The organism is Fictibacillus aquaticus, assembly GCF_002245695.1.
Classification (GTDB): Bacteria; Bacillota; Bacilli; order Bacillales; family Fictibacillaceae; genus Fictibacillus; species Fictibacillus aquaticus.
In genome coordinates this window covers 1-16045 of the sequence record NZ_NOII01000007.1, presented here as the reverse complement: position 1 = coordinate 16045, position 16045 = coordinate 1, and the positions used below count along the sequence as shown (strand labels likewise).

Sequence of the window (16045 nt, the reverse complement as noted above, 5' to 3'; positions counted from 1 at the left end):
TCTGTTATGATGTGTGGAAAAGACGTAAAGGAGCAGAAAGTCTTGCAAGAAGTCGAACGGTTTATATCAAAACATAAAATGCTCGATTCTGTCCGTACCGTTGTGGTCGGAGTATCCGGCGGGCCGGATTCGCTCGCTCTGCTGCACTATTTCTGGAAGCTCTCGCACAGCCGCAAGCTGCGGATTATCGCAGCATCTGCCGACCATGGCCTTAGGGGCGAAGAATCTGCTACAGAATGCCGGTTTGTAGAAAGCTTTTGCAGGGAAAAAGATATTATCTTCGCTGGACAGACTCTAGACGTCGCGGGGCATATGAAAAGGACAGGGCAGCCGCTTCAATCAGCAGCACGGGAGCTGCGATACAATTTTTTTGCTGAAGTGATGAACATGTACGGAGCAGAGGCGCTGGCACTCGGGCATCATGGGGACGATCAGACGGAAACGATTCTCATGAGGCTTGTCAGAGGAAGCGAGGGAGAGAGTCTTTCGGGAATCCGTGCCGTAAGAAAATTTACTGACGGAAAGATTATTCGCCCTTTTCTCTGTATAACAAAGGCTGAAATCGAGCAATATTGTGAGGTGAACGATATTCAGCCTGTGCATGATCCGAGCAACAAGAGCGGGAAATATACAAGAAATCGCTACAGGCAAGCCGTACTGCCGTTTCTGAAACAGGAAAATCCGTCGGTTCACAAGAGGTTTCAGCAATTTAGTGAAACTATTTCAGAAGATGAAACGTACATGATGAAGCAGGCGGAATCTGCCCTATCAGAAGCTTTAACAGTACTGGCAGAGAAGGAATGCGTGCTGTCTGTTCCAGCATTTTTGAAAATGCCTATTCCTTTACAAAAAAGAGGGATTACTCTAATATTGAACTATCTGTATAAACAAATCCCTTCATCTCTTTCCTCATTACATAAAGAGACGTTTTTAGCATTGCTAAACAGTGTGCAGCCATCAGGAATCCTTCATTTCCCATCAGGCTTAAGGGTGAAAAAATCCTATGATTCATGCCTTTTCACATTTGCAGAAGAGGCGGAACATGCAGACTTCAGTTACGAAATTCCCATTCCGGGAGTTCTTGTTCTTGAGGCAGGCGAACTGTCTGCAGAAATGCTGGAAACGGCCTCTATCGACAGAGGAAAAGATGTTTTTGTATGTGCGAGTGAAGAGGTAAAGCTGCCGCTTACAGTCCGCAGCCGCCGGGCTGGTGACAGAATGACACTGTCCGGGATGGCCGGGTCGCGGAAGCTGAAGGATATTTTCATTGACAGTAAGATTCCGCAGACCGAGCGAAACATCTGGCCGGTTGTAGAAGATGCTGAAGGAAATATTCTATGGCTGCCGGGGCTAAAGCATTCTGCCCTAATAAGCGCTCATAAGCCCGCACATTCGGAAAAGTGGTTTGCCATACACTTTCGAAAATATTGCCAGGACGTCTAGGAGGCTTGTCAACATGCATAATGAAATGAAAGAGGTCTTAATTTCCGCTGAAGCGATCCAAGAAAAGATCGAGGAATTAGGAGCACAGCTTTCGGAGGAATACAAAGACCGGTTTCCGCTTGTAATCGGAGTACTGAAGGGTGCGCTGCCATTCATGGCAGACCTTATCAAGCGGATGGATATTCACCTTGAATATGATCTGATGGCAGTGTCCAGCTACGGTGCTTCCACAGTTTCTTCAGGTGAAGTCAAAATAATTAAAGATTTAGACACGTCGCTTGAAGGACGCGACGTCATCATTGTCGAAGATATTATTGACAGTGGATTAACGCTAAGCTACCTGGTTCAGCTTTTCCTTCACCGTAAGGCAAAATCAGTTAAGATCGTAACGCTGCTCGACAAACCGACAGGACGAAGAGTAGATATTAAGCCAGACCTTGCCGGATTTATCGTCCCTGATGCATTCGTAGTAGGATATGGTCTCGATTATATCGAACGCTACCGAAACCTTCCGTATATCGGAGTTTTAAAGCCGGAGATCTATGAGAATAAATAAAACAGGAAGCACTAATTTTCCCAAATAGCATGCTTATTGTCTGTTGAGGAGGTAAGGGATGAATCGAATCTTCCGGAATACTATATTTTATTTGCTCATCTTCTTAGTCGTGGTGGGCGTAGTAAGTTTCTTTAATGGAACGAAAAATGAAGTGCAGCCGATCCGTTATGACCAGCTCGTTAAATATATCGAAGCAGGCCAAGTGGAAAGCATTCAGTACCAGCCTGAGGGCGGAGTGTACATTGTAAGAGGAAAGCTCGAAAACTATCCAAAAGATAAGATGTTCGAGACAAATGCACCTCTTAATGATTTTAACGAAATTAAAGAGCTGGCAAAAACGGCGAAAGTCGACCTGAAAAAACAGGAACAGACTAGCGGCTGGGTGACGTTCTTCACATCCATCATTCCGTTTGTTATTATCTTTATCTTATTCTTCTTCCTGCTTAACCAGGCTCAAGGCGGCGGCAGCCGTGTGATGAACTTCGGAAAGAGCAAAGCAAAGCTCTATAACGAAGAGAAGAAAAAGGTAACGTTCAAAGACGTAGCTGGCGCAGATGAAGAGAAGCAGGAACTTGTGGAAGTAGTTGAATTCCTGAAAGATCCGCGCAAATTCTCTACACTCGGTGCCCGTATCCCTAAAGGGGTTCTTCTTGTAGGACCTCCGGGTACAGGTAAAACGCTTTTAGCCCGTGCAGTAGCAGGGGAAGCCGGCGTACCGTTCTTCTCGATTTCAGGTTCTGACTTCGTAGAAATGTTTGTCGGTGTCGGTGCATCTCGTGTTCGTGATTTGTTTGAAAACGCTAAGAAAAACGCACCTTGTATCATCTTTATCGATGAAATTGATGCGGTTGGACGCCAGCGTGGCGCTGGTCTTGGCGGAGGCCATGACGAGCGTGAACAAACGCTGAACCAATTGCTCGTAGAGATGGACGGTTTCGGCGTGAATGAAGGAATCATCATCATCGCTGCGACAAACCGTGCTGATATTCTTGACCCGGCACTTCTTCGTCCGGGACGTTTTGACCGTCAGATTCCGGTTAACCGTCCAGACGTTAAAGGCCGTGAAGAAGTCTTAAAGGTTCATGCACGCAACAAGCCTTTAGCGGAAGAAGTAAACCTGAAGACAATCGCGATGCGTACTCCTGGATTCTCGGGTGCGGATCTTGAGAACTTATTGAATGAAGCAGCTCTTGTGGCAGCCCGTTCTAATAAGAAAAAGATCGAACTTGAAGATGTCGATGAGGCGATCGACCGTGTTATTGCCGGTCCGGCCAAGAAAAACCGCGTCATCTCTCAAAAAGAAAAGAATATCGTTGCTTACCACGAAGCAGGCCATACTGTAATCGGTCTTGTTCTCGAAGGTGCAGATACGGTTCACAAAGTAACAGTTGTTCCGCGCGGCCAAGCTGGCGGATATACAGTAATGCTTCCTAAGGAAGACCGCTACTTCATGACAAAGCCTGAGCTTCTCGACAAGATCGTCGGCCTACTAGGCGGACGTGTTGCAGAGGAGATCGTGTTCAATGAAGTAAGTACAGGGGCACACAACGACTTCCAGCGTGTAACCGGAATCGCGCGCAGCATGGTAACCGAATTCGGTATGAGTGACAGACTCGGACCGATGCAGTTCGGCTCCAGCTCTCAAGGACAGGTATTCCTTGGACGCGACTTTAACAACGAACAGAACTACAGTGATGCAATCGCTCACGAAATCGATATGGAAATCCAGCGCATCGTTAAAGAATCTTACGACCGCTGTAAGCAGATCCTGACAGACAACCGCGAAAAGCTCGAAATCATCGCCCAAACGCTTCTAGAAGTAGAAACACTGGACGAAGAGCAAATCAAAGCGCTTGTAAACACAGGCAAGCTTCCTGATTCCAAAACAATCTCTACTTCTTCTGATGACGTTAAAGTAACGATTCATAAGAAAGACGAGAACAATAAAGACGCATAAGCAAAGCCGCCCTTTTGATGGGGCGGTTTTTTTGTTGTTTGGTTTTTGAAATTGGTTGGACTTATCAGATTTTTGAATGGTTAGGTTCTTAGACAGGGATTTGGTTTTGGGGAATTATAGGTTTCGATGTCTACAACGTTTTCATCGAAGCGAACTACGGGAAGCGCTGATGCAAAAGATGGTTTTGCTCTCAGGCGATGTTAGCTAACATTTTCAACGAAGCGAACTGTGGGAGGTGCGTAAGTAAAAGAGCTTTCTGATTCTTAGTTTTCTTCTCCGAAGCAATACAGGGACAGATTCATAATCATCTTGAATCCATCAACTGCTTCCTTGAGTTCTTAAATAACAACATAGATTAAGAAAACAAGTTTTGTCTTTCATAATCTTTTGGAAGTCAGCCTGCGTGCAAGGAACGGCTGGGTGTGGTATTTTATTTGAAGTGAGATTATTAAGTTAAAGTGGGGACATAGCGATGATTTTCGTTTTTGACGTAGGCAACACGAATATTGTTTTAGGTCTGTATGAAGGCGATGAACTTAAGCACCACTGGAGAATAGCAACATCTCGTGAGAAGACAGAGGATGAGTACGGTATGCTCGTGCTGGATCTTTTTCGTCACGTGAACATAAAAAAGGAAGACATAGAAGGCATTATTATTTCCTCTGTAGTGCCTCCAATCATGTTCTCACTTGAGCGCATGTGCAAAAAATATTTCGGCTTAAAGCCTCTAGTAGTAGGCCCTGGCATCAAAACAGGCCTGAACATAAAATATGAAAACCCGAGAGAAGTGGGAGCTGATCGTATTGTAAACGCGATTGCGGCTATCCATGAATACGGCGGTCCGCTTGTAATCGTTGATTTCGGGACAGCGACTACCTACTGCTATATTAACGAAGATAAGCAGTATATGGGCGGAGCAATCGCACCGGGAATAGGCATCTCGACAGAAGCGCTCTATACCAAGGCGGCTAAGCTGCCGCGTATCGAGATCGCGAAGCCTGAGGGCGGCATTGTCGGCAAGAACACGGTAAATGCTATGCAGGCGGGTATCGTGTACGGTTATGTCGGCCAGGTTGAGGGTATTGTAAGAAGAATGAAAGAGCAGTCGGAAACAGAGCCGAAAGTCATTGCGACAGGCGGCTTGGCGGCATTGATCGCACAGGAATGTGAGTTGATCGATATTGTTGACCCGTTCCTAACATTAAAGGGACTGCTAATGATCTATTTAAAAAACAGGAATTAAAGGGGTAACCTCATGAACGACTATTTAATAAAAGCACTTGCGTTTGACGGGCAGATTCGAGCTTATGCGATCAGCACTACAGATATGGTAAACGAAGGGCAAAGACGCCACGGCACATGGCCGACCGCGTCAGCTGCCCTCGGTCGGGCGATGACGGCAACGACGATGATGGCCGCGATGCTTAAAGGTGAAGATAATAAGATCACCGTGAAAATCGAAGGCGGCGGTCCGATCGGTGTGATTATCGTGGATTCTAACACGCTTGGAGAGACGCGCGGGTATGTTACTAATCCGCAGACACACTTTGAACTGAACAGCCAAGGCAAGCTGGATGTAGCGCGTGCTGTCGGGCGGGACGGATTTTTATCGGTCGTTAAAGATATTGGGCTGCGCGAGAAATTTACCGGGTCTGTACCGCTCGTTTCAGGTGAACTTGGAGAAGATTTCACGTATTACTTTGCTTCATCGGAACAGGTGCCTTCATCAGTAGGTGTTGGTGTGCTGGTGAATCCGGACAACACTATTAAAGCTGCTGGCGGATTTGTTGTTCAAGTTATGCCGAATGCGGCAGATGCAGTGATTGATCTTCTGGAAGAAAGAATCAAAGCGATACCGCCGATTTCGAAGCTGATCGATAAGGGCCTTACGCCTGAAGAAATTTTGTTTGAGCTACTTGGCGAAGAAAACGTAAAAATTCTTGAGAAAAGCCCTGTAAAGTTTCAGTGCACATGCTCAAAAGAACGATTTGCGAGTGCGCTTATCAGCTTAGGTGCTGATGAACTGCAGGCCATTATTGACGAAGACGGTGAGGCAGAGGCGAATTGCCATTTCTGCAGCACGTCTTATGTTTTCACAGATGAGGAATTAAGAGAACTTCAAAAAGAAGCAAAGTAAAGAGCCCAGCTTAGGGTTCTTTTTTAATATGGTGAGTAGGCATGAAAAAAGCCTTAATGCCGTATGATGAATAAGAAATCGCTCAGTTTCTTAAAATTGACAGTCTTCTTTTAAAATTGATACAATTTATCCAATAAAAATACTCGGTTTTAGGAGTGGTGAAAATGGCAAGAGTGGCACAATCGATAACAGAGCTAATTGGTCAAACACCTGTAGTAAAGCTGAACAGAATCGTTGACGAAAATGTAGCGGACATTTATTTGAAGCTAGAGTTCATGAACCCAGGGAGCAGTGTTAAGGACAGGATTGCTCTCGCCATGATCGAAGCGGCAGAAAAAGATGGCGCACTTAAAGAGGGCGACACGATTATCGAGCCAACAAGCGGCAACACGGGGATAGGATTAGCAATGGTCGCTGCTGCAAAAGGATACAAGAGTGTTCTTGTAATGCCTGAAACGATGAGTATGGAACGCCGAAACCTGCTTCGCGCATATGGAGCTGAATTAGTGCTCACTCCTGGACCTGAAGGAATGGGCGGCGCGATCCGCAAGGCTGAGGAGCTTTCTAAGGAAAAGGGCTACTTCATGCCTCAGCAGTTTAAGAACGAAGCCAATCCTGAGGTCCACCGCGCCACAACAGGACAGGAAATCTTAAAGCAGTTTCCTGACGGATTGGATGCCTTTGTATCGGGTATCGGAACAGGCGGAACGATTACAGGAGCGGGCAAAGTGCTGAAGGATCAGTATCCTGGCATCCAAATCGTCGCAGTTGAGCCGCAGGATTCTCCGGTTCTTTCAGGCGGAAAGCCTGGTCCTCATAAAATTCAGGGAATTGGCGCAGGATTTGTTCCGGACATCCTGAACACGGATATTTACGATGAAGTGATCCAAGTGTCGAACGATAAGGCGTTTGAATACGCGCGCCGCGCAGCTAGAGAAGAAGGTTTGCTCGGAGGAATCTCTTCAGGCGCAGCTATTTATGCTGCTATCGAAACCGCGAAAAAACTTGGTAAAGGGAAAAAAGTACTCGCGATCATCCCAAGTAACGGAGAACGCTACCTAAGCACACCGCTATATCAGTTTGAAGATCAATAAAGCTCAAAAGCCTCTGCGGGGGCTTTTTTTCATTAGGGTGGATGGGAAAGTTCAATGTATTTGTCTTAGAGGTGTAAGCTTCAAAGACAAATACATTAGAAATTTTTCGGATTAAACTTCAATAACATTCACATAATCATCTTGAATTCATCATTGATAAAGTTGATCGGAGTGGAAGGTGCCGACTCCTCGAAAATGAAAGGCACATTTTCTTCGTGCGATGTCTTGCTACGTAGCCTTCCTTATCCTGGGGGACGAGCGGTCAGGTGAGACCCTTTAGGCCGCGCAGCGGCAAAGGGGCTCACCTGTCCAGCAGAAAACGGCTAGCCCCTCGAGGTCAAAAGGGCAAGTGTCCAATAAGTCAAAGAGCGACTTACCGGCCCCCTTTCCCTTTTGCTGGTCGGGGCTGAACGAGCCGTTTCTGCTTTTCGCCACGCCCCCGCGGAAAGCGTGCGCCTGAAACGGAGATCAACCGCTTCATTGATTTCTTTAGAAACAGAATTGATTTTTAAGTAGCTGCGAACATATTTCCATCATTTTGTTTTTGTTAAAGGTGTGTTACCATCGGCACTCCTCATGTACAATATAGGCAGAAGTTTCATTTTAGGAGTGTATGAATAGTGAAGCAGACGGTCACGGTGTATGAGACGATAATGATCGGTCGCAATGACTGGTTCAATAAATTCGAGCAGGTATCACAGCATGAGGAGCACCGGGTGCTGCTTGAAAGCGGCCGGGCGGGCAAGTATTCGATAATGGGCATGAACCCATTCGCTGTTCTTGAGGGCAAAGGCAATATGCTGACAATCATCGACAAGCAAGGAACAACACAGGTAGAAGGTCCTCTGCTAGACAGCATGAAAAATTGGTTCGCTGATTATATAAGTGATCCGGTTCACGGCCTGCCAGAGTTTGCGGGCGGAGCGATCGGCTACGTCAGCTACGATGTGGCAAGAGAGATCGAAAAGCTGCCGGAAACTGCGATAGATGACTTGGATATGCCGGATTTATTTTTTTACGTGTTCGATGATGTGTTCGTTTATGAGCATGAAACAGAAACACTGTGGATTATCGTGAATGACCGCTTCGGCAATGAACTTAGTGCAAATGAACGGCTGAACGACCTTGTAAAAAGGTGGACAAGCTGTGATGCGGATGATCTTGCGGAAAAACAATTTATCGTAAAGGATGATATAAATCCTGATGAACTTTTCGTTTCGATGACAGAGGAATCCTTCATGGAAGCAGTTGAGAGGATTCAGGAGTACATCGCTGCGGGTGATGTGTTTCAAGTGAACCTGTCAGTAAGGCAGTCAAAGCCGCTCATGACCGAACCGTTCAGCATTTATAAAGAGCTGCGCCGGATTAACCCATCACCATATATGAGTTACATTCAAGCACCGTCTTTTGAAATCGTGAGCGGATCTCCTGAATTGCTCGTGAAAAAGAAAGGTAAAACAGCTTCTACACGGCCGATCGCAGGCACCAGGCCGCGCGGGCGGACGGAAGAGGAAGATCTTGAGCTCGCAGAGACTTTGATCAACAACGAAAAAGAGCGGGCAGAGCATGTGATGCTTGTCGATCTTGAGAGAAACGATCTTGGCAAGGTGTGTGCATACGGAACCGTGGAAGTGGACGAGTTTATGGTGATCGAACGGTACTCTCACGTCATGCATATCGTTTCAAATGTCCGCGGCAAGCTGCGGGACGATGTGGATGCGTTTGACTGCCTTAAGGCGACTTTTCCTGGAGGCACGATTACAGGAGCTCCGAAAGTACGGACGATGGAGATCATCGAAGAACTCGAACCGGTCCGGCGCGGGCTTTATACCGGCTCGATCGGATGGATCGGCTACAATGGTGATATGGAAATGAATATCGTCATCAGGACGATAACAGCTAAGGAAGGTATCGCGCATGTGCAGGCAGGAGCGGGAATCGTGATCGATTCTGAGCCTGCCGCCGAGTACAAAGAGTCACTGAAGAAAGCGGAAGTGCTTTGGCGCGCGAAAGAGGAGAGCGAGATGAAAGCAGAGTATCCAAGGAGGGAAATGTCATGATTTTAATGATCGATAACTATGATTCATTCACTTACAATCTTGTACAGTATTTAGGAGAGCTTGGCGAAGAGCTGATCGTTAAGCGAAATGATGAAATTACAATAGCTGAGATAGAGCAGTTGAATCCGGATTTTCTCATGATTTCCCCTGGACCCTGCTCACCGGACGAAGCGGGCATCAGCATGGATGCGATCCTGCATTTTGCCGGTAAGATCCCGATCTTCGGCGTATGTTTAGGACAGCAGGCGATGGCCCAGGCTTTCGGTGGCGACGTTATCCGCGCAGAACGGCTCATGCACGGCAAAACATCTATGGTTCATCATGACGGGAAGACCGTATACAGCGGGTTGAGTCAGCCGTTCCAAGCTGCGCGCTACCATTCGCTTATCGTGAAGAAAGAAACGCTGCCATCCTGCTTTGAAGTTACTTCTTGGACAGAAGAAGGCGAGATCATGGGAATCCGCCATCGTGAGTTCGCGATTGAAGGCGTCCAGTTCCACCCTGAGTCCATTTTGACGGATGAGGGGATGCAGCTGCTGCGTAATTTTATTACGGCTTATAAAGGTGAACCATGTATGTCAGTCTAAATGGGAAACTGGTCAAAAAAGAAGAAGCCGTTATTTCGCCATTTGATCATGGTTACATGTATGGACTCGGCGTGTTTGAGACGTTTCGAACATACGGCGGCCATCCTTTTTTGCTCGAGGATCATATCAACAGGCTGAACAAGGCACTTGAAGAGCTGAACATTTCTAAAACGTTCGCTGTTGAGGAAGCCGCGCAGCTTGTACGGGACCTTTTGCAGAAAAACGGATGGGAAGATGCGTATATACGGTTTAACGTTTCAGCAGGAATAGGCGAGATCGGCCTGCAGACGGGGAGCTATGAACATCCAACGGTAATCCTTTATGGAAAACCGCTGACTGGCGTGTATTCTGCAGAAAAAGAACTCGTTCTTCTGAAGACGGCTAGAAACACACCTGAAGGCAATGAGCGGATCAAGTCTCATCATTACTTAAATAGCATCCTCGGAAAAAGAGAACTGGCTGATCCTCTGAATCAAGAAGGTCTCTTCCTGACAAAAGAAGGCGATATTGCAGAAGGGTGCGTGTCCAACATCTTTTGGATGAAGGACGGCACTCTTTTCACTCCTGCGGTCAGCACAGGTATTCTGAACGGCATCACGAGACAGTTTATCCTCCTATTGGCGGACACGCTCAACATTCCAGCCGAGGTAGGGCATTATAAAATAGAGGAACTTCTGCAGGCGGACGAAGTGTTCCTGACTAATTCGATTCAGGAAATCGTGCCTGTCTGTTCGTTTGCTGGCACCCGTTTTCCGGGAAGTGCCGGGAAGATGACCGAGTTTTTACAGAGAAAATATGATGCAAACAAATACAGCCTTCTTTCAATGGACGAACTAAGAAAGGGTGGACACCACCATGACTGAAACGGTTTTAATGAAAACCTCTAAGATAACTGCCGGACCTTATACACTGGATTTTTCTAAAAAGACGTATGTAATGGGCATTCTGAACACCACGCCCGACTCATTCTCAGACGGCGGCAAGTTCAACCGGATAGAAGCGGCTGTCGAACATGCGAAGCAAATGGTAGCTGACGGCGCTGATATTATTGATGTGGGCGGAGAATCAACCCGTCCTGGAGCGGAGAAAGTCGGCTTGGAAGAGGAGCTGAAACGGGTCATTCCAGTAATTGAAGCTCTAGCAAGAGAGGTGTCAGTGCCGATCTCTATCGATACGTATAAAGCGGAGGTCGCACGACAGGCAATTAAAGCAGGTGCACACATCATCAACGACGTTTGGGGTGCGAAAGCAGATCCAGATATGGCGGACGTTGCTGCTGAACTCGACGTGCCGATTATTCTGATGCATAACCGTGATAACACGGATTATGAAGATTTTATGCAGGACGTTATCGCAGATCTGCAGCACAGTATCGCTATCGCCGCTGGTGCAGGAGTGAAACCAGAGAACATAATCTTGGATCCAGGCATCGGATTTGTGAAGACGTATGAGCAGAACCTTGAAACGATGAGGCGGCTCAATGAAATCGTGGCACTCGGCTATCCTGTGCTGCTCGGAACATCAAGAAAATCGATGATCGGCAAGACACTCGACCTTCCTGTAACAGAGCGGATGGAAGGGACAGGTGCGACAGTTTGTCTTGGAATCGAGCGCGGCTGTACGATCGTACGCGTGCATGATGTTAAAGAAATCGCCAGGATGGCTAAAATGATGGATGCGATGCTCGGCAGGAGGCAGGACTAATGGATACAATCTACGTGAGCGGCATGAAATTTTACGGCTATCACGGTGTTTTTGCCGAAGAAACAAAGCTTGGCCAGCGATTTGAGGTCGATGTTGCCGCAGGAGTTGATCTTCGTGAAGCGGGACGGTCGGACGATCTTGAGAAAAGTGTGAACTATGGGGAGATTTACAGCGTGGTGAAGGAGATCATGGAGGGCCAGCCGGTTAAGCTCGTTGAGACTCTTGCTGAAAACATCTCGGCTTCACTGCTTGCCCGGTTCTCTCTTATTGAAGAAGTTACAGTTAAAGTCATCAAACCAGACCCTCCCATTCCGGGTCATTACGATGCCGTTGCTGTAGAGATCAAACGGTCACGCAATGAATAGCGTCTATATATCAGCCGGTTCAAATCTCGGCGACAGAGAAGCGTATTTAATAAAGGCGATAGAACTGCTCGATGCTGATCCGGATATATCGGTTCAGCGTGTTTCTCCTATTTATGAGACAGACCCGGTAGGCTATACCGATCAGCCTGCCTTTTTAAATTTAACCCTTTTGCTCAAAACGAACTGCGATCCGCATCAGATTTTAGCAAAAGCTCAGGAGATAGAGCTGAAACTGGAAAGAAAACGCAAAGAAAAATGGGGACCTAGAACTTTAGATCTTGACATTTTATTGTATAATAGTGAAAGTATACAGACCGGACAGCTGAATGTGCCTCATCCGAGAATGCACGAGCGTTCGTTTGTACTTATCCCTCTCAGCGATATCGCTTCAGATCTTCAGATTCCTGGAGTGGATATGTCAATTTCAGAAGCCCTTTGCGAGCTGAAAGATAAAGAAGGTGTACGCATTTGGAAGAAGATAAAATGGGAAGGCGCATCCGGGCTTACCGAAAGCTAAAAGGCCATACACAGGAAGGTCTCGCTAAAAGCGCCGGGATCTCCGTATCTGTTTTAGGAGAAATTGAACGCGGCAGCCGAAAGCCAAAGCCAGAGCTGCTGCTGAAAATTGCAGATATACTCAACATCTCAGAAGAAGAACTTACAAACAGTACGGCAAATAGATAGATTTTTATTGTGTTAAAAGGATAGAGGTGAAAAATGCTCAAAATCGGTGATATTACGTTAAAAAATCCTGTCGTTCTCGCCCCGATGGCGGGGGTATGCAACCCGGCTTTCCGTCTGATCGCGAAAGAGTTCGGCGCAGGTCTTGTGTGCGCGGAGATGGTGAGTGACAAAGGGATACTTCTCGAAAACGAAAGGTCTCTAAAGATGCTATATGTGGATGAGCGCGAGAAACCGCTCAGCCTCCAGATTTTTGGCGGAGAGCGGGAATCTCTTGTTGCGGCAGCGAAGTATGTAGATAAACATACGAACGCCGACATTATCGACATCAACATGGGGTGCCCCGTTCCTAAAATCACGAAATGTGATGCTGGCGCGAAATGGCTTCTAGATCCGGACAAAATCTATGAGATGGTATCAGCGACAGTCGATGCTGTGCAAAAGCCGGTCACGGTAAAAATGCGCATCGGCTGGGATGAGGATCATATTTATGCCGTGCGAAATGCGCAGGCAGTAGAACGTGCTGGCGGAGCGGCTGTTGCCGTCCACGGACGCACACGTGTCCAGATGTATGAAGGCTTCGCAGACTGGGATATCATTAAAGAAGTTAAACAGAACGTTTCCATCCCGGTTATCGGAAATGGGGACGTCTCTACGCCTCAAGAAGCAAAGGAAAAGCTCGACAAGTACGGCGTTGACGGCGTCATGATCGGACGCGCAGCGCTCGGCAACCCGTGGATGCTGTACCGCACTGTTCAATACCTGCAAAACGGAGAGATTCTCCCAGAGCCTGATGCGCGTGAAAAGATGAACATCTGCATGCTGCACATGGACCGTCTGATCGAACTGAAAGGTGAAGATGTAGCAGTGCGCGAGATGAGGAAACACGCAGCGTGGTACTTAAAAGGTCTTCCTAAGACAGGGAATGTCCGCAACGAGATCAACAAGATGTCTACAAGAGAAGACATGAGCTCATTGTTATACGAATACGTGGACCAGATAGAAGAGCAGCAGCAAAAAATCAGCTAGAGAAACAAACCAGCCAGATATACATCTGGCTTTTATTGCACTATAGAAAGTACAACGTTGGATACCGCATCATTGTATAAAATGATGGAAGGAAGATGAGCATGTCTAATGTAATCATGCTTACTAAAGAAGGCATCCAGATGTTAAAAAAGGAAATTGATGAACTAACGCTAGAAATAAACACGGCCGAGTCCGGAAGCCGTCTGCTGATGAGGCAGAGGATTCAGGAAATCGCCGCAGTATTAGATGATGCTGTAACGATGCCTGACATAAGAGAGCAGGGAGATGTTGTTGAACTTGGTTCTTTCGTGACGCTGCAGGAACAGGAATTCATGGACTGCTTTTCCATGACGATCGTTCATCCGTTTGAAGCGAACCATTTGCACAGCCGCGTCTCTGCCCTTTCGCCCGTTGCCAGGGCGATGTTAGGAAAACCGGTAAATGCGGTCATACATGCTGAACTTCCGGAAGAAGACAGCATTTCTTATAGGATAGTAGATATTCAAAATTGCAGAAGGTAGGAGTGTTTTCATGAGTCAGGAACTAGAATTAAACGATTTGCTAAGAGTGCGCAGAGAGAAGCTGGCAGGCTTAGTCGAAAAAGGAATGGACCCGTTCGGCACGAAATTTAGCCGTACCCATATGGCTGGAGACCTGCTGTCACAGTTTGGAGATGTAGAAAAAGAAGAACTCGACAGCCAAAACGTCAGCGTAACAATTGCAGGCCGTATTATGACGAAGCGCGGAAAAGGTAAAGCTGGTTTCGCACACATTCAAGATTTAACTGGACAAGTCCAGATTTACGTCCGTACGGATGCAGTAGGCGAAGAAGCTTACAGCCTTTTTGACACGATTGATATCGGCGACTGGGTCGGTGTAACCGGTACAGTATTTAAAACAAAAGTAGGGGAGCTTTCTGTCAAAGCGACGAAATTTGAACTCCTCACAAAATCACTGCGCCCGCTTCCAGACAAGTTCCATGGCTTGAAAGATGTAGAACAGCGCTACCGTCAGCGTTATGTCGACCTGATCATGAACCCGGAAGTAAAAGATACATTTATCGCACGAAGCAAGATCATCCGCGCAATGCGCCGTTATCTTGATGACAATGGATATTTGGAAGTAGAAACACCAACAATGCATGCGATCGCAGGCGGTGCTTCTGCACGTCCGTTCATCACCCACCATAACGCTCTTGATATGCAGCTTTACATGCGTATCGCGATCGAACTGCACTTAAAGCGCCTTATTGTCGGCGGCATGGAAAAAGTGTATGAAATCGGACGCGTTTTCCGTAATGAAGGTGTTTCAACAAGACATAACCCAGAATTTACGATGATCGAGCTGTATGAAGCGTACGCTGATTACCACGACATCATGAACCTGACTGAAAACCTGATCGCACACATTGCACAGGAAGTCCTTGGTACTACAACTGTAAAATACGGTGAGTACGATGTTGATTTGAAGCCTGAATGGCGCCGTGTACACATGGTTGACGCTATTAAAGAAACATGTGGCGTTGACTTCTGGCCAGTCATGTCTGATGAAGATGCTCGTGCTCTTGCGAAAGAACACGGTGTTCCTGTAAAAGACAGTATGGCATATGGTCACGTTGTGAACGAGTTCTTCGAGCACTTCGTTGAAGAAAAGCTTATTCAGCCTACGTTCGTTTACGGACATCCGGTTGAAATTTCGCCATTAGCTAAGAAGAACCCAGAAGATGGACGCTTCACGGACCGCTTTGAGCTGTTCATCGTTGCCCGCGAGCACGCTAATGCGTTCTCAGAGCTGAACGACCCGATCGATCAGCGCGCGCGTTTCGAAGACCAGCTGAAGGAACGTGCAGAAGGAAACGACGAGGCACATATGATGGATGACGATTTCATCGAGGCTCTTGAGTACGGCATGCCGCCTACTGGAGGACTTGGCATCGGGATCGACCGTCTCGTTATGCTGCTTACGAACTCTCCGTCTATTCGTGACGTATTGCTGTTCCCGCAAATGCGCCACTCTGAGAAGTAAACACTTATATAGAACGAAACCGTCCTTGTGGCGGTTTTTTCTATTGTAAGGGATTTTTTTTGCAGCAAATCGGGTGTGCTTTGATCGGTTCCTAACCTTCATCAAAGGCTTTAGACTAGTAAGAATAGGCTTTTTCGTCAGCGAAAAGACCAATAACTAAAACTTATTGAAGTTATTTCGAAAAACCTATTGCCTAAGATTAAAATAGGTGGTATATTATTATTCGTCGCCGGGAAAACTTCTTACTTGTGACGGTCTAGATAAAACAAACGAAAATGTTTTTTAAAAGACTGTTGACACGAAAGTGGTGGCGTGGTAAAGTAATAAAGTCGCCAAAACGAGCGGCACTGAAACAAACGAGTTAAAAAAGTTCTTTGAAAACTGAACAAAAGCATAGGTAAGGAATT

At 46.7% G+C, this 16045-nt stretch carries 16 protein-coding genes; all 16 read left to right on the top strand.

Annotated elements, in window-relative coordinates; translation table 11 throughout:
• Positions 1-42 precede the first annotated feature (42 nt).
• Positions 43-1443: a tRNA lysidine(34) synthetase TilS gene (gene tilS, locus CGZ90_RS14460; protein WP_240515445.1), complete on the top strand. Its 1401-nt coding sequence runs from the start codon at positions 43-45 to the stop codon at positions 1441-1443.
• Between the two features lie 13 nt (positions 1444-1456).
• Positions 1457-1999: a hypoxanthine phosphoribosyltransferase gene (hpt, locus tag CGZ90_RS14455; RefSeq protein WP_094253240.1), complete on the top strand. Its 543-nt coding sequence runs from the start codon at positions 1457-1459 to the stop codon at positions 1997-1999.
• 58 nt (positions 2000-2057) lie between these two features.
• A complete protein-coding gene (gene ftsH / locus CGZ90_RS14450; RefSeq protein WP_094253239.1) occupies positions 2058-3956 on the top strand; it encodes an ATP-dependent zinc metalloprotease FtsH in 1899 nt (632 codons plus the stop codon).
• A 472-nt stretch (positions 3957-4428) separates the two neighbouring features.
• On the top strand, positions 4429-5199 hold the full coding sequence (locus CGZ90_RS14445; RefSeq protein WP_094253238.1) for a type III pantothenate kinase: 771 nt from the start codon (positions 4429-4431) through the stop codon (positions 5197-5199).
• A 12-nt stretch (positions 5200-5211) separates the two neighbouring features.
• Positions 5212-6093, top strand: a complete 882-nt coding sequence (hslO, locus tag CGZ90_RS14440; RefSeq protein ID WP_094253237.1) for an Hsp33 family molecular chaperone HslO — start codon at positions 5212-5214, stop codon at positions 6091-6093.
• Positions 6094-6257: 164 nt separating this feature from the next.
• Positions 6258-7187: a cysteine synthase A gene (gene cysK, locus CGZ90_RS14435; protein ID WP_094253236.1), complete on the top strand. Its 930-nt coding sequence runs from the start codon at positions 6258-6260 to the stop codon at positions 7185-7187.
• Between the two features lie 653 nt (positions 7188-7840).
• Positions 7841-9247, top strand: coding sequence for an aminodeoxychorismate synthase, component I (pabB, locus tag CGZ90_RS14430; protein WP_094253285.1), 1407 nt, complete (start codon positions 7841-7843; stop codon positions 9245-9247).
• Positions 9244-9834, top strand: coding sequence for an aminodeoxychorismate/anthranilate synthase component II (gene pabA / locus CGZ90_RS14425; RefSeq protein WP_094253235.1), 591 nt, complete (start codon positions 9244-9246; stop codon positions 9832-9834). Before pabB ends, pabA begins: the two co-directional genes overlap by 4 nt.
• Positions 9819-10697, top strand: a complete 879-nt coding sequence (gene pabC, locus CGZ90_RS14420) for an aminodeoxychorismate lyase (protein ID WP_094253234.1) — start codon at positions 9819-9821, stop codon at positions 10695-10697. The genes pabA and pabC overlap by 16 nt, the downstream gene beginning before the upstream one ends.
• Complete coding sequence (gene folP, locus CGZ90_RS14415; protein WP_379675200.1) at positions 10690-11538, top strand: dihydropteroate synthase; 849 nt, start codon at positions 10690-10692, stop codon at positions 11536-11538. The genes pabC and folP overlap by 8 nt, the downstream gene beginning before the upstream one ends.
• Positions 11538-11903 carry a dihydroneopterin aldolase gene (gene folB / locus CGZ90_RS14410; RefSeq protein WP_094253233.1) on the top strand — a complete coding sequence of 122 codons (366 nt, stop codon included), beginning with the start codon at positions 11538-11540 and terminating at the stop codon, positions 11901-11903. Before folP ends, folB begins: the two co-directional genes overlap by 1 nt.
• Entirely contained in the window at positions 11896-12420 is a 525-nt protein-coding gene (folK, locus tag CGZ90_RS14405; protein WP_094253232.1) for a 2-amino-4-hydroxy-6-hydroxymethyldihydropteridine diphosphokinase, read from the top strand. The genes folB and folK overlap by 8 nt, the downstream gene beginning before the upstream one ends.
• Complete coding sequence (locus CGZ90_RS14400; RefSeq protein ID WP_094253231.1) at positions 12372-12587, top strand: helix-turn-helix domain-containing protein; 216 nt, start codon at positions 12372-12374, stop codon at positions 12585-12587. The genes folK and CGZ90_RS14400 overlap by 49 nt, the downstream gene beginning before the upstream one ends.
• Before the next feature lie 33 nt (positions 12588-12620).
• Positions 12621-13613, top strand: a complete 993-nt coding sequence (dusB, locus tag CGZ90_RS14395) for a tRNA dihydrouridine synthase DusB (protein ID WP_094253230.1) — start codon at positions 12621-12623, stop codon at positions 13611-13613.
• Positions 13614-13714: 101 nt separating this feature from the next.
• Complete coding sequence (locus CGZ90_RS14390) at positions 13715-14134, top strand: GreA/GreB family elongation factor (protein WP_165766866.1); 420 nt, start codon at positions 13715-13717, stop codon at positions 14132-14134.
• Positions 14135-14144: 10 nt separating this feature from the next.
• The gene (lysS, locus tag CGZ90_RS14385) at positions 14145-15638 is read left to right on the top strand and encodes a lysine--tRNA ligase (protein WP_094253228.1); all 1494 of its coding nucleotides are present in this window, start codon (positions 14145-14147) and stop codon (positions 15636-15638) included.
• The last annotated feature ends 407 nt before the right edge of the window (positions 15639-16045 follow it).

Bases quoted from the DNA above. Each gene is read 5' to 3' on its own strand.
- hpt (WP_094253240.1), top strand. From the start codon at position 1,457: ATGCATAATGAAATGAAAGAGGTCTTAATTTCCGCTGAAGCGATCCAA.
- ftsH (WP_094253239.1), top strand. From the start codon at position 2,058: ATGAATCGAATCTTCCGGAATACTATATTTTATTTGCTCATCTTCTTA.
- CGZ90_RS14445 (WP_094253238.1), top strand. From the start codon at position 4,429: ATGATTTTCGTTTTTGACGTAGGCAACACGAATATTGTTTTAGGTCTG.
- hslO (WP_094253237.1), top strand. From the start codon at position 5,212: ATGAACGACTATTTAATAAAAGCACTTGCGTTTGACGGGCAGATTCGA.
- cysK (WP_094253236.1), top strand. From the start codon at position 6,258: ATGGCAAGAGTGGCACAATCGATAACAGAGCTAATTGGTCAAACACCT.
- pabB (WP_094253285.1), top strand. From the start codon at position 7,841: ATGATCGGTCGCAATGACTGGTTCAATAAATTCGAGCAGGTATCACAG.
- pabA (WP_094253235.1), top strand. From the start codon at position 9,244: ATGATTTTAATGATCGATAACTATGATTCATTCACTTACAATCTTGTA.
- pabC (WP_094253234.1), top strand. From the start codon at position 9,819: ATGTATGTCAGTCTAAATGGGAAACTGGTCAAAAAAGAAGAAGCCGTT.
- folP (WP_379675200.1), top strand. From the start codon at position 10,690: ATGACTGAAACGGTTTTAATGAAAACCTCTAAGATAACTGCCGGACCT.
- folB (WP_094253233.1), top strand. From the start codon at position 11,538: ATGGATACAATCTACGTGAGCGGCATGAAATTTTACGGCTATCACGGT.
- folK (WP_094253232.1), top strand. From the start codon at position 11,896: ATGAATAGCGTCTATATATCAGCCGGTTCAAATCTCGGCGACAGAGAA.
- dusB (WP_094253230.1), top strand. From the start codon at position 12,621: ATGCTCAAAATCGGTGATATTACGTTAAAAAATCCTGTCGTTCTCGCC.
- CGZ90_RS14390 (WP_165766866.1), top strand. From the start codon at position 13,715: ATGTCTAATGTAATCATGCTTACTAAAGAAGGCATCCAGATGTTAAAA.
- lysS (WP_094253228.1), top strand. From the start codon at position 14,145: ATGAGTCAGGAACTAGAATTAAACGATTTGCTAAGAGTGCGCAGAGAG.